This is a genomic window from Nocardia sp. NRRL WC-3656 (assembly GCF_000720265.1).
GTDB classification, from domain to species: domain Bacteria; phylum Actinomycetota; class Actinomycetes; order Mycobacteriales; family Mycobacteriaceae; genus Nocardia; species Nocardia nova.
The window spans coordinates 169,073-190,143 of sequence record NZ_JOJF01000017.1 but is presented as its reverse complement, the minus strand read 5'-3'; the positions used below and the strand labels follow the sequence as shown (position 1 = coordinate 190,143).

General features: G+C 67.1%; 19 protein-coding genes. 12 read left to right on the top strand and 7 right to left on the bottom strand.

Features of this window, described 5'->3' with window-relative positions:
• Positions 1-96: 96 nt before the first annotated feature.
• The 3 genes from rsgA (at position 97) to IG65_RS0121975 (ending at position 2,767) form a co-directional block, all read left to right on the top strand.
• A complete protein-coding gene (gene rsgA, locus IG65_RS0121985) occupies positions 97-1,173 on the top strand; it encodes a ribosome small subunit-dependent GTPase A (protein WP_030516835.1) in 1,077 nt (358 codons plus the stop codon).
• 129 nt (positions 1,174-1,302) lie between these two features.
• Positions 1,303-2,151 carry an NAD(P)-dependent oxidoreductase gene (locus tag IG65_RS0121980; protein WP_030516834.1) on the top strand — a complete coding sequence of 283 codons (849 nt, stop codon included), beginning with the start codon at positions 1,303-1,305 and terminating at the stop codon, positions 2,149-2,151.
• Positions 2,152-2,323: 172 nt separating this feature from the next.
• Entirely contained in the window at positions 2,324-2,767 is a 444-nt protein-coding gene (locus tag IG65_RS0121975; protein ID WP_030516833.1) for a hypothetical protein, read from the top strand.
• 53 nt (positions 2,768-2,820) lie between these two features.
• Here IG65_RS0121975 and IG65_RS0121970 read toward each other — a convergent pair whose 3' ends face one another.
• Together IG65_RS0121970 and IG65_RS0121965 are read right to left on the bottom strand one after the other, a co-directional pair.
• Entirely contained in the window at positions 2,821-4,716 is a 1,896-nt protein-coding gene (locus IG65_RS0121970; protein ID WP_081879657.1) for a glycosyltransferase, read from the bottom strand.
• Positions 4,717-4,865: 149 nt separating this feature from the next.
• On the bottom strand, positions 4,866-5,393 hold the full coding sequence (locus IG65_RS0121965) for a GtrA family protein (RefSeq protein ID WP_051756625.1): 528 nt from the start codon (positions 5,391-5,393) through the stop codon (positions 4,866-4,868).
• Positions 5,394-5,621: 228 nt separating this feature from the next.
• Here IG65_RS0121965 and IG65_RS0121960 point away from each other — a divergent pair, with 228 nt between their 5' ends.
• Both IG65_RS0121960 and IG65_RS0121955 read left to right on the top strand, forming a co-directional pair.
• Positions 5,622-6,587: a glycosyltransferase gene (locus tag IG65_RS0121960; RefSeq protein ID WP_030516830.1), complete on the top strand. Its 966-nt coding sequence runs from the start codon at positions 5,622-5,624 to the stop codon at positions 6,585-6,587.
• Positions 6,587-8,188 (top strand): DUF2142 domain-containing protein, encoded by a 1,602-nt coding sequence (locus IG65_RS0121955; protein ID WP_081879656.1) that lies wholly within the window; start codon positions 6,587-6,589, stop codon positions 8,186-8,188. Before IG65_RS0121960 ends, IG65_RS0121955 begins: the two co-directional genes overlap by 1 nt.
• Here IG65_RS0121955 and rfbB read toward each other — a convergent pair.
• Positions 8,185-9,186, bottom strand: a complete 1,002-nt coding sequence (gene rfbB, locus IG65_RS0121950) for a dTDP-glucose 4,6-dehydratase (protein ID WP_030516828.1) — start codon at positions 9,184-9,186, stop codon at positions 8,185-8,187. The genes IG65_RS0121955 and rfbB overlap by 4 nt on opposite strands.
• Positions 9,187-9,482: 296 nt before the next feature.
• Between rfbB and IG65_RS0121945 the strand changes: the two genes are divergently transcribed.
• Positions 9,483-10,193, top strand: a complete 711-nt coding sequence (locus IG65_RS0121945) for a hypothetical protein (RefSeq protein ID WP_030516827.1) — start codon at positions 9,483-9,485, stop codon at positions 10,191-10,193.
• A gap of 120 nt (positions 10,194-10,313) precedes the next feature.
• Here the strand turns inward: IG65_RS0121945 and IG65_RS0121940 are convergent, their stop codons facing one another.
• Positions 10,314-11,345, bottom strand: a complete 1,032-nt coding sequence (locus IG65_RS0121940) for an alpha/beta hydrolase (RefSeq protein ID WP_081879655.1) — start codon at positions 11,343-11,345, stop codon at positions 10,314-10,316.
• Positions 11,346-11,574: 229 nt separating this feature from the next.
• On the opposite strand from IG65_RS0121940, the gene rfbA reads away from it, so the two are divergent.
• Together rfbA and IG65_RS0121930 are read left to right on the top strand one after the other, a co-directional pair.
• Complete coding sequence (gene rfbA, locus IG65_RS0121935) at positions 11,575-12,465, top strand: glucose-1-phosphate thymidylyltransferase RfbA (protein WP_030516825.1); 891 nt, start codon at positions 11,575-11,577, stop codon at positions 12,463-12,465.
• Position 12,466: 1 nt separating this feature from the next.
• A complete protein-coding gene (locus tag IG65_RS0121930) occupies positions 12,467-13,024 on the top strand; it encodes a dTDP-4-dehydrorhamnose 3,5-epimerase family protein (RefSeq protein ID WP_030516824.1) in 558 nt (185 codons plus the stop codon).
• Between the two features lie 61 nt (positions 13,025-13,085).
• Here IG65_RS0121930 and IG65_RS0121925 read toward each other — a convergent pair whose 3' ends face one another.
• Complete coding sequence (locus tag IG65_RS0121925; RefSeq protein WP_036525411.1) at positions 13,086-14,552, bottom strand: MFS transporter; 1,467 nt, start codon at positions 14,550-14,552, stop codon at positions 13,086-13,088.
• Between the two features lie 236 nt (positions 14,553-14,788).
• On the opposite strand from IG65_RS0121925, the gene IG65_RS0121920 reads away from it, so the two are divergent.
• Positions 14,789-15,142, top strand: coding sequence for a MarR family winged helix-turn-helix transcriptional regulator (locus tag IG65_RS0121920; RefSeq protein WP_036525409.1), 354 nt, complete (start codon positions 14,789-14,791; stop codon positions 15,140-15,142).
• A gap of 28 nt (positions 15,143-15,170) precedes the next feature.
• Here IG65_RS0121920 and IG65_RS0121915 read toward each other — a convergent pair whose 3' ends face one another.
• Positions 15,171-16,043 (bottom strand): helix-turn-helix transcriptional regulator, encoded by an 873-nt coding sequence (locus tag IG65_RS0121915; RefSeq protein ID WP_030516821.1) that lies wholly within the window; start codon positions 16,041-16,043, stop codon positions 15,171-15,173.
• A gap of 123 nt (positions 16,044-16,166) precedes the next feature.
• On the bottom strand, positions 16,167-16,868 hold the full coding sequence (locus IG65_RS0121910; RefSeq protein WP_231509340.1) for a DUF4282 domain-containing protein: 702 nt from the start codon (positions 16,866-16,868) through the stop codon (positions 16,167-16,169).
• Between the two features lie 367 nt (positions 16,869-17,235).
• Here IG65_RS0121910 and IG65_RS0121905 point away from each other — a divergent pair, with 367 nt between their 5' ends.
• The 3 genes from IG65_RS0121905 (at position 17,236) to IG65_RS0121895 (ending at position 21,051) form a co-directional block, all read left to right on the top strand.
• Entirely contained in the window at positions 17,236-17,718 is a 483-nt protein-coding gene (locus tag IG65_RS0121905) for a hypothetical protein (RefSeq protein ID WP_036525405.1), read from the top strand.
• Between the two features lie 110 nt (positions 17,719-17,828).
• A complete protein-coding gene (locus IG65_RS0121900) occupies positions 17,829-20,060 on the top strand; it encodes a molybdopterin-dependent oxidoreductase (RefSeq protein ID WP_030516818.1) in 2,232 nt (743 codons plus the stop codon).
• A 370-nt stretch (positions 20,061-20,430) separates the two neighbouring features.
• Entirely contained in the window at positions 20,431-21,051 is a 621-nt protein-coding gene (locus IG65_RS0121895; RefSeq protein ID WP_030516817.1) for a pyridoxamine 5'-phosphate oxidase family protein, read from the top strand.
• Positions 21,052-21,071: the final 20 nt, after the last annotated feature.

The following is a 21,071-nucleotide window of genomic DNA, read 5'->3' as shown; positions in this document are numbered from 1 at the left end:
CAGACCGAGAAGCGCTTCGCCGTACGTATTTCCACTCTTCTCCCCATGCACTGAGCCCTTCACGGGCTCGGTGCCCGACGAAGGATGTCTCCCCTCATGGTCGATTACGACCGTCTCATTCCTTACGGCTGGACCGCCGACCTCTCCGCCGCGTACACAGGACTGCTCGATACCGGCTGGGTCCCGGCCCGCGTGATCCGGATGGATCGCAGTGAATGCGATGTCGCGACGCCCGACGGGCTCGCGCGCGCCGACTGTCCGCGGGCGGATACCAACATCAACGGCCTGTGTACCGGTGACTGGGTCGCCGTCGCACCGGCCGAAACGACCGCCGGCCCGGCGTTCACGGTACGAAAGTTGTTGCCGCGCCGCACGATTCTGCAGCGCGCGACGGTATCCGGACGTTCCGACGCGCAGGTGCTGGCCACCAATGTGGATACCGTCGCGATCTGTGTCGCCGCCGACGGCGAGATCGACCTGGGTCGCATCGAGCGGATGCTGGCCCTGGTCTGGGAGTCCGGTGCGCAGCCGCTGGTGGTGCTGACGAAATGCGATCTGGCGCCGGATATTTCGCTGTCCGAGGTGCGTGCCGCCGCGCCGGGGGCGGCGGTGCTGGCCGTCTCGGCAACGACCGACGCCGGTATGGATGTGCTACGCGCGGTGGCGGCCGGAACGGTCGCGCTGATCGGATCGTCCGGCGCCGGCAAGTCGACCCTGGCGAATGCGCTGCTGGGCGAGGAAGTCTTCGCGACGGACGGGGTTCGCGCCTCGGACAAGCGCGGGCGGCACACCACGGTGCATCGCGAGTTGCGGCCGATTCCCGGCGGCGGAACCCTGATCGACACGCCGGGGCTGCGGGCGATCGGTCTGTGGGATGCCGAACAGGGTCTGGCCCGGACCTTCACCGATATCGAATCGCTGGCAGCGCAGTGCCGATTCTCCGACTGCGACCACCGCACCGAACCCGGATGCGCGATCCTCGCGGCCATCCGGAGCGGCGAACTGCCGCAGCGACGACTGGACAGCTATCGCAAATTGCAGCGCGAGAACGAGCGGCTCGCCGCCCGCAGCGATGCGCGGTTGCGGGCCGAACGAGAGCGGGTGTGGCGCGACATCAGCAAATCGCAGCGGCGAATGTACAAGGAACGTGATCCTCGTCGCCATCGGCGGTGACCGGCTATGCAACTGGTTGCATAGCCTCGCTCGGTGCCCTACTGTGCGAATCGGGTAGTTCAGCACCCCGGCCTTCACGGCATCGCCGATCATGGAGCCCGGGGTGATCGCACAGATGGGAGCAGGGATATGACCGAAGCTGGTAAGCCACTGGCCGGCCGCACCATGATCATGTCGGGTGGTAGCCGCGGTATCGGCCTGGAGATCGCCAAGCGGGCCGCCGCCGACGGTGCGAACATCACGCTGATCGCCAAGACCGACCAGCCGCATCCGAAACTGCCGGGCACGATCCACACCGCGGCCGAGGAGCTCGAGGCCGCGGGCGGTCGGGTCCACAAGTTCGTCGGCGATGTGCGCGACGACGAGGGCGTCGCCGAAGCCGTGCGTCAAACCGTCGAGCAGTTCGGCGGAATCGATATCGTCGTCAACAACGCCTCGGCGATCGATCTGTCGCCGACCGAAACGCTGTCGATGAAGAAGTACGACCTGATGCAGGACATCAACTGCCGCGGCAGTTTCCTGCTGTCGAAGACCAGCATCCCCGCATTGCGCGAATCCGCCGAGGCCGGCCGCAACCCGCACATCCTCACCCTGTCGCCGCCGCTGAACCTGGACCCGAAGTGGGCGGGCAGCTCGCTGGGTTACACCATCGCCAAGTACGGAATGTCGCTCACCACTTTGGGTTTGGCCGAGGAGCTGCGCAAGTACGGCATCGGTGTCAACTCGCTGTGGCCGCGCACGACGATCGCCACCGCCGCGGTCCGCAATCTGCTCGGCGGTGAGGAAATGGTCCAGACCTCCCGCACCCCCGACATCTACGCCGACGCCGCGTACCTGGTCCTCACCTCTCCCGCCAAGGACACCACCGGCAACTTCTTCATCGACGACGAGGTGCTGAACGCGCACGGCATCACCGATCTGGACAAGTACCGCGTGGTCCCCGGTGACGGCCCGCTGAGCACGGACCTGTTCCTGTAAGCCGGTCCGCACTCCGCGAACACAGTGGTGTTGCCACTACCGACAGCCCGATCCGACGCCGATAGGTTGGTGCTCGGGTCGGGCTGTCGACAGGAGTGCGAAAATGCCACAACGGTTTTCGGCCGTGCGGGGTAGAGTTCCCGGCAGCGATATCGAGGGGAGTTGATTCGCGATGGGGTACCGCTGGATTTTCGGCGTCGCGGTCGTATCGGCCGTCGCCGCGAGCACGCTGATCGGGGGCGCGGCCGGAGCATCGGCCGTCGAGGTCTCACCCGGTGTGTTCTGCGACCGGGCCGGCTGTCACAACGACAACGACGACACCTACCGGGTGGATGCCGAGGTGGTGTGCTCGGGTATGGGTGGCACCGCCCGGGGCACGGCGTGGGTGCCGCCGCACGGTGACGCCCGCATCAACGACGGATGCCCGCTGGTGAGCGGCCCGGGCCACTGGGAGACCCCGCCGCCCGAAATGCAACCCGACGGCACCTGGAACCAGCCGCCGATGCGGTTCGTCCCGGACCCTCCGGAGCCGACCTACCCGACCTCGTACCGATATCTCGGCGCGGTGGTCGACAACAATCCACCGCCGCCTCCGACGGGCTCGTTCGGCCGCTGAACGCGGCGAATTCGCCGAGGCCCGCCCGGTGACGTACCGGGCGGGCACGCGAATCAGATGCCGTACAGCCGTTCCCAGTTCTCGCGGCTGGTCAGTTCCGGCGCGGCCGCCCGGTACTGCCGGCTCAGCTCCGGGAGTTCGCGGCGCAGCCGGCGCAGGACTCGGAGGGTGCGCAGCAGCAGGGCGCGCGCTTTCTCCTTGTCGCGCTGCCGGATTCGCACGCCGGACTGGGAGGCGTCGGTGACCACGACGTGGTCGAACAGCGCCAGGTGCCACCAGTGCGCATCCTCGCGGGTGACGCCCACGACGCCGTGCTGGGTACGCCCGGTCCACTGCTGGATCGCGCGCTTGACCAGCACCAGCAGCGGGCGGCTCGGTTCACCGCCGGCGCGGCGGAGCTGGACATCCGACTGCCGGACCGGTGCGGTCGCGGCCGCGTGCTTCTTGGTCTCGCCGTAGTCGGCGCGGCTGGTGCGAGCGGTGGCCAAAGCCTGAATTCCGCCGTCGCGCAGAATCTTCGGGCCCTGCAGGAAGTCCTCGATGCCCTGCAGCGTGGTGTGCGCGAGGCCGTACTGCATACCCACCAGGTATTCCGCGATCTCACGGAACAGCTTGCGGGTCACCGCCTTCGGATCGAGATCGGTGTGCATGGAGCTGACGATGAGCGAATTGCGCATGCTGAAGTAGCGTGCCCAGTCGTCGAAATCCTTCCAGTAGAAGTCCGCGTGCCAGACCGCCGCATTCGGCAGCGTCACGGTCACGAATCCCGCCTCGCGGGCGCGGACGCCGTATTCGACGTCGTCCCACTGGAAGAAGATCGGCAGCGGCAGTCCGATCCGGGCCACCACCTCGGCCGGGATCAGGCAGGTCCACCAGGCGTTGTAGCCGGCGTCGACGCGGCGCTCCTGATTGCGCTTGAGCATGCTGGTGTTGCGCAACGCCTTGGACACCTTCTGACCGTGCCGCAGCTCGTTCAGGTGCACCTCCTCGGCGCCGACGTTGAGATAGTCGGGGTTCAGCAGGAACAGCATCTGCGCGCCGACCAGCGTCGGCTCCACCGTGAGATTGGCAAAGGCGTTGAGCCGCAACACCGTTTCGGGCTCGCAGAGGATGTCGTCGTCCATCAGGATGACGTCGGCGTGCTCGTTCGCCGCCGACACCTCGTACAGCCCGCGGGTGAATCCGCCCGCACCGCCGAGATTCGGCTGCCGGATGTAGCGCAGTTTGTCACCGAAGAGCGGCTGCGTCTGCTGGAACAGCTCCCGGTCCGAGACCAGGTCGGTGCCCTGGTCGACCACGTACACCGCGTCGATGGCGGCCAGCACTTCCGGGTCCGAGGCGAGTGCGGCGACCGTGTGCGCGCAGTCCTCGGCCCGGTTGAAGGTGCAGATCGCGATCGCGACCGGGCGGACCCGATCCGGAGCGGCGGCGGTCCAGGTGAGCTCACCGATCGCGAGTTCGCCTCCGACAGCATCGAATTCGACCCACAGCGCACCGCCGTCCACGTACTGATCCAGCGGGGCCCGCAGGGTGACCGTCCCGTCGGAATCCACGTCCGCGGAGTCGATGATGCGCCGGTGCCCGGCGATATCGGAGGCGGCCAGCCGGATCCGGGCCCGGTCGCCGACCGCGACCCGCATCGAGACCTCGACCTCGGTCACCGTCGTCCAGCGCTGCCAGTAGCTGGCCGCGAACCGGCCGAAATAGGTGTTGGTGTGGGCGTGCGCGCCCTTTTCCAGCCGCAGCGACAGCCGTTCGCGATGCGATTTGCCCTTGACCACCGCATACAGTTCGTCGCTGATCTTGGGCGCCGGGCCGGTGAAGATGCCGCGGGCCAGAACCAGGCGGTCGGGGGCGCGGTGCTCGGTCCGCAGGGCGCCGGGTGCGGGCTCGGCGATCCGCGGATCGTTCTCGGTTGCGGTCACGGCCTGGCCAGCCGACTGATCCATGGTGGAATCCCTCGTAAACAGTGTCCGATGGCGCCGAATACGGCGCGGGCGCGGTCAAGTGCGGGCTCGGTGCGAGCGATACCCATTATGTCCGTCTCATGTCGCGGAGTTCGACCGGAGGGCCGGTGATCGACAATTGCGAAGCACGATCACCGGCCCGACCGGGTGCGGGTGTCCCGCAAATCCCGATCCGAGCGGGACTCGGCGAAGACGAAAGTGTCGTAGGCCCAGTAGCGGAAACCCACCGCCACGATCTGGCCGATCAGGGTGCCGGAGATGTTGTCCGCCAGCGGGGAGGACAGGTGCAACACATATCGGGAGAATCCGAGACACCCGAGCTGCAATCCGATGGCAACCACATTGAAAACGGTGTACAGCAGATATTCGCGAGCGGGACTGCCGCCTTGCTTGTGCGCGAAAGTCCACCATTTGTTGCCGAAATACGTGACCACCGTGGCCACCAGAATCGAGATGATCTTCGCAAGCAGCGGCGCCTGATTCAGAACGCCGTCGCCGCCCCAGAAGACCAGCACATTGTAGGTTCCGGCGTCGACGAGAAAGCCGATCGCGCCGACCACCAGAAAGGCCGATCCCTGCCGCAAGGCGGTGACGACCTTGTGTCGCAAGCTATCGCCGGTTCGGTCGACCGGTTCGGTCGCCGTCTCACTGCTGGCCACCCGGCGACGGTACCGCACCCGGGTTCCCCACCGCGTGATGCAGGTGGGAGTGCGGCTCGCCGCGGGTGTGTTCGGGCGGCTCACAGCGGAGCCACAGGGCGCCAGGTCGGGGCGGGCACACCGGCCCGCAGCCGACACAGTGAGGGTTAGCGGGCGCGAGTCGGGCGCCGACCTGTACCCTCCCGGTGTTCCGTATTTCATCGGCCGATCAAATGAGGGATTGACGGGGTGAACCCCACCGAGCTTCGCATCGCCGCAGTCGTGCCCTGCCACAACGAGGAGGCTGCGGTCGCCAAGGTCGTCACGGACCTCAAGGCTGCCGTGCCGGGCATCGACGTCTACGTCTACGACAACCGCAGCACGGACGCCACCGCCGAACGTGCCCGCGAGGCGGGCGCGATCGTGCGCACCGAGACCGTCAAGGGCAAGGGCAACGTGGTCCGGCGCGCGTTCGCCGATATCGAGGCCGATGTCTACCTGATGATCGACGGCGACGACACCTACGACGCCTTCGCCGCTCCGAAGATGATCGAGGCGCTGCTGTCCGGCCCCTACGACCACGTCCTCGGCGTGCGGAAAGAGGACGAGGGCACGCAGGCGTACCGCGCGGGCCACGAAGCCGGTAACCGCGTGCTCAACGGCGTGGTCGGCAAGGTGTTCGGCGAGAACGTCGAAGATATGCTCTCCGGCTACCGGGTGTTCTCCCGTCGCTTCGTGAAGAGTTTCCCCGCGGTGTCGCGCGAATTCGAGATCGAAACCGAATTGACGGTGCATTCGCTGCATCTGCGGGTGCCGCAGACCTCGGTGCGGGTGGGATTCCGCGATCGGCCGGAGGGCAGTGAGTCCAAGCTGCGCACCTACCACGACGGATTCAAGATCCTGGGCCTGATCTTCGGCCTGGCCCGGCACGAACGCCCGGTCGCGTTCTACGGGCTGTTCGGGACGCTGGCCTGGCTGATCTCGATCATTCTGATCGTGCCGATCGTGATCCAGTTCTACGAAATCCATCAGGTCCCGCGGTTCCCGACGCTGTTCCTCGGCTTCACGCTGCTGCTGCTGGGCAGCCTGGCGTGGACCGCCGGTCTGATCCTCGACGGCATCCGCCGGTCCCGGCACGAGGCCGCCCGCCTGATGTACCTGCGGTATTCGGCCGTCGGCGTCGACACGCCCGAGCAGGTCCGGCAGGCACACTGATGACGACCCAGGCCGACAAGGAGGCCTCCGACAGGCAGGCCTCCGACCCCGGCGCTGTGACCGGCGAAGCCGATACCGAACAGCCGACGCGCGACGAGGTGAGCCGCGGAAGCAGCCGGGCCGCCGAGGAGCGACGGCCCGCGGGTCCACTCCGGCGCGCCTGGTCCCCCGTCGCACGCCATCTCGGACCGGCCGCGGCCGCATTCGTCCTGGTGGCCGGCGTCTTCGGCATCGTGTTCGCGACCATCACGCCGCCGTTCTGGGGTCATGACGAGATCACACAGTTCGGCCGCGCGTATCAGGTGGCGCACGGTGGGTTCACCCCCGAACGGATCACCGACGACCGCGGCGTCTCCTACGGCGGCCAGATCCCGTTGAGCATCGACGGGCTGATGGGCTACGCCTTCACCGACTACAACCGTCACCCGACCGAGCCGGCCCCGCTCGCCGCCGACGAAACCGCCTACGACCGGCTGGGTTCCGCGCCGGTGACCACGACCGCGACCAAGCAGATGTGGTTCACCAATACCGCCGCCTACTCCCCGCTGCCGTATGTGCCCGCGGCCGTGGGCATTCGGCTGGCGCAGGCCGTCGGGCTCGATGTCGGCGATACGGTGCTGCTCACCCGGCTGGCCGGATTGCTCGCCTATCTAATGATCGTGGCATTCGCGCTGCGGGCGCTGCGAGCGTTCCGGATCCAGTGGCTGGCCTTCACGGTCGCGGTGCTGCCGATCGCCCTGTTCCAGGCGGGTACGGTCACCGCCGACACCGTCACCAACGCCCTGGCCGTCCTGGTGTCGTGCCTGGTGGTGAAGGGCGTCTTCCTCGACACCCGGCTGACGAAGCCGGAGGTGGCGGCCGCATTGGCGGCGACGCTGGCGCTGCCGCTGAGCAAGCCGACCTACGTCATCCTCGCCATGCTGGTGGTGCTGATTCCCGCCCGGCAGTACGGCTTCGGGAAGGTGCTGCGCTGGCTGCCGTGGTGTTTCGCGGCGCTGGGCGCGATCCTGTTCGCGGTATGGATGAAGATCGCCGCGCCGACCGGCGACGGTATGGGGCTGATGCGCAAGCCGGCGGAATGGCATTCGGTGCGTCCGGGCGATCAGCTGCACGAAATTCTTTCGAATCCGGTGCATTTCGCCAATACGTTCGGTGACAGCATCTGGTACCGGGACGAGAAATGGTTCACCCAATTCTTCGGCGAGCTCGGATTCGCCTATGTGGACGTTCCCGCGCTGTCGATCCTGGCCTGCCTGCTGGCATTGGCGGTGAGCGTCGGAATCGCGGATCGGCTGACCGGTAACCGGTGGCGCACCTGGATCGTCGCGCTCACCGTACTGGCCAGTGTGGCGATGATCTACGTGACGCTATACATGTCCTTCACGCCCGTGGGTTACTGGATGATCGACGGCGTGCAGGGGCGCTATTTCGTGCCGCTGGCGATCGCCGGATTCGCGGTGCTGCTGCGGTGGATGCCGTTGCGCCTGAGCGATTCCCGCGGCGTGACGCCGGTACGCGGCCCCGCGATCACGGTGGTGGTCGCGACCGTGGTGGCACTGACCACGGCCGCGATCAAATACAACGTCCTGATCTGGGGCTAGAGCACCTTTTCGCCGGCCGCCGCGTACGCGCGTTCGGTGTGTTCCTTCTGCGGGCGCCACCACGCCTCGTTGTTGCGGTACCAGGCGACGGTCGCGGCCAGTCCGGCCCGGAAATCGCCGTAATGCGGCCGCCAGCCCAGTTCGGTGCGCAGCAGGGTGGCATCGATGGCGTAGCGCTGATCGTGCCCGGGCCGATCGGTGACGTGGTCGAAATCGCCGGGGTCCCGGCCGAATTCGGCGAGCAGCAACTCCACCACGGTCCGGTTGTCCAGTTCACCGTCGGCGCCGATCAGATAGGTCTGCCCGATGCGCCCGCGCTCGAGAATCTCCCACACCGCGCGATTGTGATCGGTGACGTGAATCCAGTCCCGGATCTGATGTCCGGCACCGTAGAGGCGCGGTCGCACCCCGTCGATCAGATTGGTGATCTGGCGCGGGATGAATTTCTCCACATGCTGATACGGCCCGTAGTTGTTGCTGCAGTTGGAGATCGTCGCCCGCACCCCGAACGAGCGCACCCACGCACGGACCAGCAGATCGCTGGAGGCCTTGGTCGCCGAATACGGGCTGGACGGTTGGTAAGGGGTGTCCTCGGTGAACGCCGGATCGTCGGCTTCGAGGTCGCCGTAGACCTCGTCGGTCGAGATGTGGTGGTAGCGCACATCGTATTTGCGCACGGCCTCCAGCAGGGTGAACGTGCCGACGATATTGGTTTGCACGAACGACCGCGGCCGGGCCAGCGAATTGTCGTTGTGCGATTCGGCCGCGAAATGCACCACCGCGTCGGCTGTGGAGACCAGGCGGTCCACCAGACCGGAATCGGCAATATCGCCGTGTACGAACTCGATCCGATCCGCGATCGGCGCCAGCGAGGCGCGATTTCCGGCATAGGTCAGTGCGTCGAGCACGGTGATACGGACGTCCGGACGATCCGCCACGGTGTGATGGACGAAGTTCGCGCCGATGAATCCGGCTCCGCCGGTTACGAGCAATCGCACGATGCCACCCTAACGCGGGCGCTGATACGCGCTTCGAATCACCACCGAGTCACACCGGCCGCGCACAGCGATGTGACCTTCGTCACATCACATGCTTTATGTCCCTTTTGTTCGAATTGGAGGTGGTGTCCGAAAACCGCACGCATACTGCATGTTTCCGCAACCTGACAATCGGCAAGAACCCGACGGTGAACAGAATTTGAATGAACGGACACAACAGGTTCACCACTCGTTAGCTGACGTCGATTTCTATTTCTCATGTCCCAGAACCACTCTGTATCGAGGTTCCGCAGAAAATGATGATGAGGAAATTCGTCGCGACCGCCGCCATGCTGGTCGCCGCTGTCGGTGTCGCGGCCGGAACTGCCACGGCCGACCCCGCCGCCCCCGCAGCGCCCGAAAGCGTCTATTACAAGGCCAGCGTCGTCGACAACGACAAAGCCGTCATCAAGACCGACGGCGGCTCGATCGTCAACGAAGACGGCATGCTCAAGATCAAGGCCGCCAACGGCGCCGTGCTGGCCGGCACCCCCCTGAACTTCCGGGTCGACGACTTCGAGTTCCCGATCGCCGCCGACATCTCCGGCAACACCGCCACCCTGACCCCGCAGTACGACCTGCAGCACGCGGTCTACAAGCCGGTCGCCCTCCCCTTCGAGGACTCGGCCCCCTTCAAGACCCCTTACGACCGTGAGGTCGCCGCGTTCAACCGCCTGAAGGACACCATTTCGACCGGTGCCACCATCGGCACGCTGACCGGTGGTATCGGCGGCGCGGTCATCGGCTGCATCGCCGGCGCTGCCCTCGGTGTCGTCGCCACCGGTGCGCTGGCCACCCTGTTCGGCCTCGGCCCGCTCGGCGGCTGTGTCGCCGGCGCCGCCGCCGTCGGCTTCCTGGGCGTGCTCGCCGGCCAGATCTTCATCACCGCCCCGGTCGCCATCGGCGCCGCGATCCAGTACTTCGCCACCACCACCGCGCCGTTCCACGCGCCGGCGCCGGCCAAGTAATTCCGCAGGCTGCCCGTCACCCCTGAGCGGGCGGATTCCTCGGAACAGCAACAGTGCCCCGCCCACCGTTACGGTGGGCGGGGCACTGTTGTTTCCGCTGCCGCCTCCGGGCCGTACCTGTCAGGCGGTCCGCGCGGCCTCTTCCGGTTCGACCCGCGTCCGCACGAATCGCGCCACCCGGGCCAGCGCGGCCCGGCTCTCCGGCATATTCGGCAGGATGCTCATGAAGGCGTGGACCTGTCCGCGCCACAGCTCGAGCGAATTCGGCACCCCGGCCGCGGTGAGCCGGTGGGCCATCAATTCGCTGTCGCAGCGCAGCAATTCGTCCTCACCGACGATCAGCAGGGCCGGCGGCAGGCCGGTGAGCGATCCGTTGACCGGGGACAGCGCCGGGTCCAGCGGTTGCTCCGCCTCGGCCCCGTACCGCACCATCTGCCGCACCGCCGCCATCGGGATGTAGGCGTCGCGACCGACGTTCATGTACTCGCCCTTGACCCGGTAATCGAGATCCAGCAGCGGCGACAGGCCTACCAGGCCGGCCGGGCCGGGCAGCCCGGACTGCGCCGCCCGCAATGCGGTGGCGAAGGTGAGGAAACCGCCCGCCGAATCTCCGGCGAAGACGATGCGCGAAGGATCGGCGCCGTGCCGTAACAACCAGCGATAGGCCGTCAGGCAGTCCTCGACCGAGCCGGCGATATTCGTTCCGGGCAGCTGCCGATAGTCCACGTTCACCACCGGCAGCCCCGTACGACGCGCCAGGCTGGCCGCCACCGGCCGGTGCGAGTCCAGTCCGCACAGGAAGAAGCCGCCCCCGTGCATGTACATCACGGCGCCGTCGCGCAGGGATCGCCGGGCGCCGGCCGGGCGGATGATCTCCATCCGGAAGCCGCTCATCCGCACCTGTTCGCGTTCCACGCCACGCACCTGCGGCCGCAGTGCCGCCAGCCGGTCGATCAGGACCCGCGCGACCGGCATGGTCATCGGGGTGATCGGGTAGCGGCGGATAACGGGGCCCACTACGCCCCGGCAGGTGAGCAGCACCGCTTGCGAATGCAGACTCGCACGGTCCGGGTTCACCACCACCGGATCCACGACAACACCGGGTTCGAGCCCCGGCCGGTATTCGGCCTCGCCGATGGGAATCGCGGTCATCGCGCACCTACCTGCCACTCGGCGCCGAGCGACCGGCTACCGGCAGATTCGGCAGCTGAGGTGTCGGCGCTGACATCTCACACACTCATGTTTCAGAACACCACGGATGTGTGACCTACGCAATACTTGATCGCCCGACCAGGCCGCGGCGAAACCATCGTGACCATTTCGCGGTCCAGTCGGAACCTCATCGAGCCCGAGCGAGCGAGAGCTGGCAGACTTGCGTCACATGCGCGGAATCATTCTGGCCGGGGGCACCGGGTCCCGGCTGCACCCGATCACGCGCGGGGTCAGCAAGCAACTGGTCCCGGTGTACGACAAGCCGATGGTCTACTACCCGCTCTCCACGCTGATGCTGGCGGGCATTCGCGACATCCTGGTGATCACCACGCCCGAGGATGCCGAGGCCTTCCGCCGGCTGCTCGGCGACGGTACCCAGTTCGGCCTGGCGATCGACTACGTGGTGCAACCCGAACCCGACGGCCTGGCCCGGGCGTTCGTGCTGGGCGCCGACCACATCGGCCGCGAATGCGCGGCACTGGTGCTCGGCGACAACATCTTCCACGGTCCCGGCCTGGGCACCCGGCTGCGGCGCTTCGACGGACTCGACGGCGGCGCGGTCTTCGCCTATCGGGTGTCCGATCCCTCGGCCTACGGCGTGATCGAATTCGACCGGGGCAGGGCCGTTTCCATCGAGGAGAAACCGAAACTCCCGCGGTCCAACTACGCCATTCCCGGCCTCTATTTCTACGACAACGACGTCGTCGAGATCGCCCGGGGACTGCGACCGTCCGCGCGCGGGGAATACGAGATTACCGATATCAACCGCACGTACCTCGAACAGGGACGATTGCAGGTCGAGACCCTCGCGCGCGGCACCGCGTGGCTCGATACCGGCACCTTCGATTCGCTGCTGGACGCCGCCAATTACGTGCGCACCATCGAGGAACGCCAGGGTCTCAAGATCGGCGTCCCGGAGGAGGTGGCCTGGCGGATGGGCTTCATCGACGACGAACAGCTGTGCCGGCTGGCCGAGCCGCTGGTGCGCTCCGGATACGGGACCTATCTGCTGGACCTGCTGAATCGCGGGCGCGACGATCGCTACGGACAGGACGGTTGAGATGCGGATTCGAGAACTGGCGGTTCCGGGTGCGTGGGAGTTCACGCCGCAGTTGCGCGGCGACGAGCGCGGCGTCTTCGCCGAGACGTTCAAGGCCTCGGAATTCGAGAAGGCGACCGGACGGCCCCTGGACCTGCTGCAGATGAACACCTCCACCTCGGCGGCGGGTGTCCTGCGTGGCATCCACTACACCGAAAATCCGCCCGGCCAGGCGAAATACGTCACGTGCATGCGCGGCGCCTTCCTGGATGTCGTGGTCGATCTGCGCCGCGACTCCCCGACCTTCGGCCGCTGGGACAGTGTGGTGATCGACGACGTCTCGCGCCGCTCGGTCTTTCTCTCCGAAGGACTCGGCCACGCCCTGCTGTCACTGGCCGACGATTCCACCGTCACCTATCTGTGTTCGCTCGAATACTCCCCCGAATTCGACCGGGACCTGGACGCATTAGACCCGGATCTCGGAATCGACTGGCCCACGGTCGGTTCCGACGGCACTCCGCTGACCTTCCTTCGCTCGCCGAAGGACGCGGCCGCACCGCGCCTGCGCGAACTGCGCTGAACGCGCAAACGCCACGCCCGGCTCGAACGGATGAGCCGGGCGTGGCGCTCGGGGTGGAACCTCAGGCCGCCGCGAGTTCCGGTGCCTGTTCGGACTCCTCGACCTCCTGCCGCTTCTTGCGGGTGGGCAGGAAGTGGGTCAAGGCGATGAGGGCGCCGATGATCGCCGCGATGCCCGCGAAGATCAGGCCGGGACGGTAGCTGTCGAGTACCGCCTGCGGTGAATTGCCGTGCGGCCCCGAGGAGATCAGCGCGGTGGTGATGGCGAGGACGATGGCCGCGCCGACCTGCATGGAGGTCTGCAGCACGCCGGCCGCCAGGCCCTGTTCCTCGTCCTCGATGCCGTTGGTGGCCTGAATGTTGATGGCCGGGAAGCCGATCCATCCGATGCCGATCAGCAGGACCGCGGGCAGGATGACCGCGAGATAGGACGGTGCGGTGTCGATGCGCAGGAACAGCAGGTAGCCGATCGCCATGACGGTGGTGGTGACCGCGATGATCGGGCCGGTGCCGAAGCGGTCCACCAGCTTGTCGGAGAACACCGACGACAGCGCCACCAGCACACCCACCGGCAGCAGCGCCATCGCCAGGGTCAGCGGCGACCAGCCCAGGCTGTCCTGCAGATACAGGGTGACGATGAACTGCCAGCTGAAGTAGGAACCCGCCACCGCGACGATCACCAGACTGGCTCGCACCAACGTGGCCTTGCGCAGGATGCCCAGCCGGATCAGCGGATGCCGCACCCGCTTCTCCACCGTGACGAACGCGGCGAACAGGACGAGCACAGCCGCGAACGAGCCCACGGTGCGCGCGGAACCCCAGCCGGCCTGCGGTGCGGACACCACGGTGTAGACCAGCAGCAGCATGGCGGCGGTGGAGAACAGCGCACCCAGCAGATCGTGACCGCCCTCGGCGGTGTCACCCTTGTCCTTCGGCACCAGGATGGCCGCGGAGACCAGGGCGGCCAGCGCGATCGGCACCGGCAGCAGGAAGGTCCAGCGCCAGCCGAAACCGGTCATCAGGCCACCGAAGACCAGACCCATGGAGTAGCCGCCCGCACCGAAGACGGTGTAGATGGACAGCGCCTTGTTGCGCGCGGGCCCCTCGGCGAAGTTCGTGGTGATGATCGACAACCCGGTCGGCGCGGTGAAGGCGGCCGCCAGCCCCTTGACGAAGCGGGTCGCGATCAGCAGCGGCCCGGAGCTGACCAGCCCGCCCGCCAGGGAGGCGACCGCGAAGACGGCCAGTGCGATGAGGAAGACCTTGCGCCGGCCCAGCAGATCGGCGGTGCGGCCACCGAGCAGCAACAGACCGCCGTAGCCGAGCACGTATCCGCTGACGAGCCACTGCAGGGTCGAGGTTTCGAGATGGAGTTCGGTACCGATGGACGGCAGCGCGACGCCGACCATCGAGACGTCGAGGCCGTCCAGGAACAGCACGATGCACAGCGTGATGAGCATGCCCCAGAGCCGGATCGGCCACCGAGTATCGGCCGCCGAGGCGGCCGGAAGTGTTGCTGTGGAAGTCATGTCGCGGAACATTACATGCGTGCGCATCTAATGCACAAGCAATTAATGCGATTGCATGAACCCACCCCAGGCACTAGGATGGCGACATGACAAAGGCGTCGACAGCGTTTCCGGCGCACTCGACGGACGCGGTGGCACCGGATACGGAGCTCTCCGCAGGTCTGCCGTCCACCGCGCCGAGTGATACCGAGACCGGTTACCCGTCTCCGGCCGGCCGGAACGACGGGCCGGGCGGCTTGGTCGGCGAGTGGCGCGATCTACTCGCTCGTCATGCCGCGGTGTCCTGTGCGCTGGAGAAGGACCTCCAGCGCGAACACCACATCGGCCTGAGTGAGTTCGAGACGCTGGACCGCCTGGTCGACGCCTCCTGCGACAGCTACCGGATGAGTGATCTGGCGCACGACATCCACCTGAGCCAGAGCGCACTGTCCCGTACGGTGGCACGGCTCGAACGCGACGGACTGGTCGATCGCACCCTGTGCACCGAGGACCGCCGCGCGATCTTCGTCTGCCTCACCGACAAGGGCCGCGCGCTCCACACCGCCGCCGTTCCGACTCATCGCGAAGTATTGGAGCGCACCCTGCACTGAATGCGCCCGTACCGAATCCGGTAGCGCGTCAGGCGGCGGCGATGGCCTCGTCCAGCGCCGCTCTCCCGTCCACCGAGGCCGCGCGGATATTCGCGAATGCGCCTCGATACCGGTCGATGTCGGAATTTTTGTCGAAATAGGTGGATACGCCGAAATTTTCGACGTAAACGACCGGCGGCTCGGTCGTTTCCGCGCCGGCCGCGCCGAATTCCAACAGGACGAATCGCCCGGAATCGAGACCGTCGTGGTAACCGGAATCGTTGGGCACCAGACGAATGTCGATATTCGGGCGCTCACACATGCGGCGCAGATGATCCAGTTGCCCCGCGATCACGGCCGGATCACCGATCCGCCGCCACAGCAGCGATTCGGCGATGATCGCCACCAGCCGCACCGGCTCCGGGGTGCGGGTGAGCAGACGCTGCCGCTGCCCGCGCACCTCGATCCGGCGCTCGATATCGGCGGGGCTCAGATTCGGCCGGGCCGCGGTCAGCAGCGCGCGGGTGTAGTCCTCGGTCTGCAGCAGGCCCGGCACGAATTCGTTCTCGAAGGTGGAGATTTCGGTCGCGGCCTCTTCCAGGCCGATGTACACGTCGAAACCCTCGGCGATCACGTCACTGTAGGGAGCCCACCAACCGCGTGCCTTGGTTTCACGGGCGAGAGCGGTGAGGGGTTCCAGCTCGGCCTCGGGTGCGCCGTAGATCTTGCACATGGCTTCCACGTCGAGGCTGCGCAGGGAGGTCTGACCGGTCTCGATCCGCCAGATCTTGGCCTCCGACCATTCCAGCCGGCGAGCGGCCTCCCGGGTCGTCATCCGGGCGCGATTGCGCAGGTCACGCAACCGGCGGCCCAGTTGCCGCCGCGGCATGGTCGAACCGGTGATCCCCTGCGGTGAAGCCATTTTTCCCCCTCGGCAGAAAGCTTCGCGGGCATCGGGATTCGCTCCGGACACCCCCGAACGGATTGTTGCACAACAGAACAACGCCCGACAGCCGCGCCGATCGGCCGGGCCGCCGGTGCGCTGCTACTTGCGCGGGGGACGCTTGCGGAACCGCCAGAACTGCACCGCGCGAACGTCTTCCGAGAGCTGGTTCACCGGCTCGGCGACATCGGACAGAGCGCGGAACAGATCGTCGGCGAGGGTGTTGATGTGTTCCACCCGGGTTGCCAGCCGCGAGGCGTTGACCAGGAATTCCAGCGCCAATCGCACCGAGGCCGCGATGGTCAGGCCGAGCGGCACCGCCACCACGATCGCGAAGATCAATCCCAGCAGTGCCGATACCTGCCACAGGACCACGACCAGGACCAGGGGGATGCCGACCGCGAAGGCCAGTCCCAGGAGATAGGCCAGCGGCAGCAGCGTGCGCGTGGCCGGCGTGCGGAACTGCACATCCAGCAGCGCGCGGGCGGCCGCACCGCACCAGGCCCGGAAGGCGCCCGGACTCCGGAACGGTTCGGGCCGCTCGTCCTCCTCGGCGGTATCGCTCTCCTCGGCGGCATCGTCCGGCGACCGGCGTCGTCGTGCGGAGTCCTTCCATGCGAGCCAGCGCGATTCCACCGCGTAGTCGGCGTCGCCCGGTTCGCCTTCGCCGGACCGGTCGTCGATTCCGGCACGTTCGGCCGGCGACTCGGGTGCTTCGTCCATATTTCGTGCGCCCCCAGCGGAATCGCGCGCGCCGGCGGTATCGGAGTCCCGGTTCCTGGGCCGCTGCGGGTCGTCGCTCATGATTCGAATCCTCTCCCGGCACAGCGGAAGCGAGCAATCTCCCGGCGGGATCGAATCCCATCGGTCACATGCGACTCACATCACACTTTCATCCCATTTCTTCCCAGCGACCTGCCAGGGAATCAACAGCCGCAACGCATTCGATTCACAGCGACGCGCACAAAGGTGGTAGTCGTAGCAGTTCACAACGGCGGCGAACGGCGGTCCGAAAGGTTCATAGCCACCGGCGATCACCGCCCGACCCTGTGACGTATCCGACCATCACGAAGAAATTTCCACCAAGTTGTAACACCGCCGGTAGCGCGGCCCGATACGTCCCATGAACACCGACGCAGGACCCAGATCTACCCGGGGAATGGAGAACACAGTGCGTACAGCGTTTCCGACTTCCGTCCACGCGGCGACGTTGGCCGCTACCGCGCAGGACTACATCCAGCGCGGGTGGACGGTCGCTGAAACGGCCAACGGCATCTGCCTGATCACCGACACGAATGTGTCGGGTATCGAGGTCGCCGGCGAACTGGCCGCGAACGTGCGCCGATTCCTGCGGGCCAACAACCTGTCCGGACCGGTGATCGAGATCCCGGGCGCCGAGCGCCGCGAGATCCACCTGGTGACCGGACTCGCCAAGGCCGCGATGGCGCTCGAGGCGCTGCGCGCGGCCGGCGCGATCGTCTACACCGACGGTGCCGGCATCCCGTTGCCGCCCACCCAGCTCTCGGCCGGCGAGGCCTGCTGGGGTGTAGCGCCGACCGAGGCCCGCTGGCTGCCGCCGGTAGTCGCGATCGCCGCGGCCGTGCGTTCGGCGAACTCCGGCCGCAAGCCGCAGGTCGCTCGCATCGCCAGCTGAATCGACCAACCGCGAAACCGCGAGAACAACACTGTTCTCGCGGTTTCGCGGTTTTCGTGCATTTCGAATGAATCTCGACGCGACGACGAGTCGCCGACGATGATGGGTCCATGTCACGCGTCACCGCAGAAGCCCGGACCACCTACCGCACCTGCCCGCTGTGCGAGGCCGTCTGCGGACTCGAGATCACCCTGGACGCTCAGGACCGGGTGACGCGCGTGCGCGGCGACCGCGAGGACCCGTTCAGCCGCGGCTTCATCTGCCCGAAGGGCGCGAGCCTCGGGGCGCTGGACGCCGACCCCGATCGGCTGGCCGAACCGATCATCCGTGATCGCGCCACCGACACCTGGCGCCAGGCCACCTGGGCCGAGGCCTTCGACCTCATCGCCGAGCGGGCCCCGGCCGTCCTCGACGAATACGGCCGCCAGGCCGCGGCGCTGTATCTGGGCAATCCGAATGCGCACACCGTCGCGGGCGCGCTGTACGTGCCGGCGCTGATCCGGGCGTTGAGCACGCGCAATCTGTACTCGGCCAGCACCGCCGATCAGATGCCGAAGCAGGTGTCGAGCGGGCTCATGTTCGGCGATCCGCTCACGGTCGCGGTGCCCGATCTGGACCGCACCGACTACCTGCTGATGCTCGGCGCCAATCCGCTGGAGTCCAACGGCTCGCTGTGTACCGCCCCGGACTATCCGGGCCGGTTGAAGGCGCTGCGCAAACGCGGCGGGCGGTTGGTCGTGGTCGATCCGCGGCGCACCCGGACCGCGGACCTCGCCGACGAGCATCTGTTCATCCGGCCCGGCAGCGATGCCTATCTGCTGTTCGGCATCGTGCACACGCTCTTCGCGGAGGATCTGACCGATATCCGAGTCGAGGTGGCGGGACTCGAACAGATCCGTTCGGCGGCAGTCCCGTTCACGCCCGAGGCCGTGCAGGCACGCACCGGCATCCCCGCCGAGACCGTGGCGCGGCTGGCGCGGGAGCTGGCCGCGGCGCCGACGGCCGCGGTCTATGCGCGCATCGGCACCTGCACCGCCGAATTCGGCACTCTCACGCAGTGGCTGGTGGATGTGATCAACGTGCTCACCGGCAATCTCGACCGGCCCGGCGGCGCGATGTTCGCGACCGCCGCGGCACTGGGCATCGTGCGGACGCGGCCGTTCCGGCTCGGGCGCTGGACCAGCCGGGTGCGCGAATTGCCCGAAGCCATGGGCGAATTCCCCGTCGCGACGCTGGCCGACGAAATTCTCACGCCCGGTGAGGGACAGGTCCGGATGCTGGTGACAGTGGCCGGCAATCCGGTGCTCTCGGCGCCCGCGGGCGCACGGCTGGGCGAAGCGCTGGCCGGGCTGGACTTCATGGTCAGTGTGGATCGCTACCTCAACGAGACCACCCGCCATGCCGATGTGATCCTGCCGCCGCCGCGCACACTGCAGGCGCCGCACTACGATTTCGCGCTGCTGCAGTTCGCGGTGCACAACTACGCCCGCTATTCCCCGCCGCTGGTCGCCCTGCCGGACGACCGGCCCTCGGAACCGGAAATACTTGCCCGCCTCGCACTTTCCCTGGCGGGGCAGCGACCGGAGCCCGGCCGCGATTACGTCGCCGAGGTGGACGAGCTGATCATCGCCGGCACGCTGCACAAGGCCGGACTCACCGAGCGACGCGGCGAATTGATCGGCGCCGACACCACCGAACAGCGCATCGACATGATGCTGCGCCTGGGCCCGTACGGCGAGTGGAATCCCGATCGTCAGCCGGTGGACATCGGCACCGGCGAGAACGGGGCGCCCGAGGGACTGAACCTGCAGGTTCTCCTCGACAATCCGCACGGCGTCGACCTGGGTGCGCTGCGACCGCGACTGCCCGGTGTGCTGCGCACCGCCTCCCGGAAGGTGGAACTGGCGCCCCAGCCGCTGCTCGACGATACGACCCGGCTGGTGGCCGAATTGACCGCTGCCCGACCGGATGTGGTCTTGATCGGCCGGCGGCAGCTGCGGTCGAACAACAGCTGGATGCACAACGTACCGGCGCTGGTCGGCGGCTCCAATACCTGCACGCTGCATATTCATCCCGACGACGTCGCCCGCCTCGGGCTGGGCGATCTGGCCGCGATCGAATCGGCGGCCGGAAAGCTGACCGTGCCGGTGGAACCGAACGACCGGATCATGCCCGGCGTGGTGAGCCTGCCGCACGGATGGGGACATTCGGGCAGTACCCAGACGGTCGCGCGAGAGCACGCCGGCGTGAATGCCAATGCCCTGACCGATGATTCCCGCATCGACGCCGTGTCCGGGAATGCGGTGTTCAACGGGGTTCCGGTGACCATCACGCCGGTGTGACTGTCCGACCGGTCGGCACGTGCAAGGGGGATAGCGCTCGTGGCGCAACGGGCAACCCGCGCGCTATCTCCGTACTCGCGGATGTGAAAAGCTCACGCTCACAAGCAGTTCGGCTGCCGGCACCCTGCGAATTCGGCCAGCAGCCCTGAGGCAAACGGCATTTCGGGCGTTGCCGCGTACCTGTCCCGTACGCGAGACTGATGCGCGGTAGCGGCTCAGCTCACAGATTGCCTGCACAGACAGTGCGCCCATCTGCAGGTTCGCTGATTTCGCCATCCGAAACACGTTCGTTCCTATAGGATTTCGACATATTTCAGGTTCAATGCCGAACCATCCACGTGCGGATCTCAGCTACCCGGAGGGGTGTGGCATGTCCGGTTCCACAGGCGGCAGTGACGGCGAGCGAGAACTGCAACGCCGATTCGGCACCGAGGAGCGCGCGGAGCGCTTCTACGACGAACAGGTGCTGAACAGCCTCAACTCCCGCATGCGCGAGTTCGTGGCACGGATGGATATGGCCTTCATCGCCACCGCCGACCGGCACGGTGAATGCGATACCAGCTTCCGGGCCGGCAAACCCGGATTCGTCCACGTCATCGACGACCGTACGGTCGCCTATCCGGAATACCGCGGCAACGGAGTGATGGCCTCCCTCGGCAACATCCTGGAGAATCCGCACGTCGGCATCCTGATGATCGACTTCGTCTACGACCTGGTCGGGCTGCATATCAACGGATCGGCACGCATCGTCGACGATCAGTCATTGCGAGGCCGGGTACCCGACCTGCCGGCGGCCGAGCGCGGCCGCGTCGCCGAGCGGTGGGTGGTCGTGGATGTCGAGGAGGCCTACATCCACTGCAGAAAGCACATCCCGCACCTGACGCCGGCCGCCCGCGAGGAGCGGGAATGGGGTACCGACAGTCCGCGGGCCAAGGGTGGGGACTACTTCGGCGCCAAGGCGCAGGCGCGGGCCCTCGTCGCGGAGGGTTGACGGTTCGGGATCGGCGATCC

Bases quoted from the DNA above. Each gene is read 5' to 3' on its own strand.
- IG65_RS0121930 (WP_030516824.1), top strand. From the start codon at position 12,467: ATGCGGATTCGAGAACTGGCGGTTCCGGGTGCGTGGGAGTTCACGCCG.
- IG65_RS0121910 (WP_231509340.1), bottom strand. From the start codon at position 16,868: ATGAGCGACGACCCGCAGCGGCCCAGGAACCGGGACTCCGATACCGCC.
- rsgA (WP_030516835.1), top strand. From the start codon at position 97: ATGGTCGATTACGACCGTCTCATTCCTTACGGCTGGACCGCCGACCTC.
- IG65_RS0121955 (WP_081879656.1), top strand. From the start codon at position 6,587: ATGACGACCCAGGCCGACAAGGAGGCCTCCGACAGGCAGGCCTCCGAC.
- IG65_RS0121925 (WP_036525411.1), bottom strand. From the start codon at position 14,552: ATGACTTCCACAGCAACACTTCCGGCCGCCTCGGCGGCCGATACTCGG.
- IG65_RS0121945 (WP_030516827.1), top strand. From the start codon at position 9,483: ATGATGATGAGGAAATTCGTCGCGACCGCCGCCATGCTGGTCGCCGCT.
- IG65_RS0121915 (WP_030516821.1), bottom strand. From the start codon at position 16,043: ATGGCTTCACCGCAGGGGATCACCGGTTCGACCATGCCGCGGCGGCAA.
- IG65_RS0121895 (WP_030516817.1), top strand. From the start codon at position 20,431: ATGTCCGGTTCCACAGGCGGCAGTGACGGCGAGCGAGAACTGCAACGC.
- IG65_RS0121980 (WP_030516834.1), top strand. From the start codon at position 1,303: ATGACCGAAGCTGGTAAGCCACTGGCCGGCCGCACCATGATCATGTCG.
- IG65_RS0121975 (WP_030516833.1), top strand. From the start codon at position 2,324: ATGGGGTACCGCTGGATTTTCGGCGTCGCGGTCGTATCGGCCGTCGCC.
- rfbA (WP_030516825.1), top strand. From the start codon at position 11,575: ATGCGCGGAATCATTCTGGCCGGGGGCACCGGGTCCCGGCTGCACCCG.
- IG65_RS0121900 (WP_030516818.1), top strand. From the start codon at position 17,829: ATGTCACGCGTCACCGCAGAAGCCCGGACCACCTACCGCACCTGCCCG.
- IG65_RS0121940 (WP_081879655.1), bottom strand. From the start codon at position 11,345: ATGACCGCGATTCCCATCGGCGAGGCCGAATACCGGCCGGGGCTCGAA.
- IG65_RS0121970 (WP_081879657.1), bottom strand. From the start codon at position 4,716: ATGGATCAGTCGGCTGGCCAGGCCGTGACCGCAACCGAGAACGATCCG.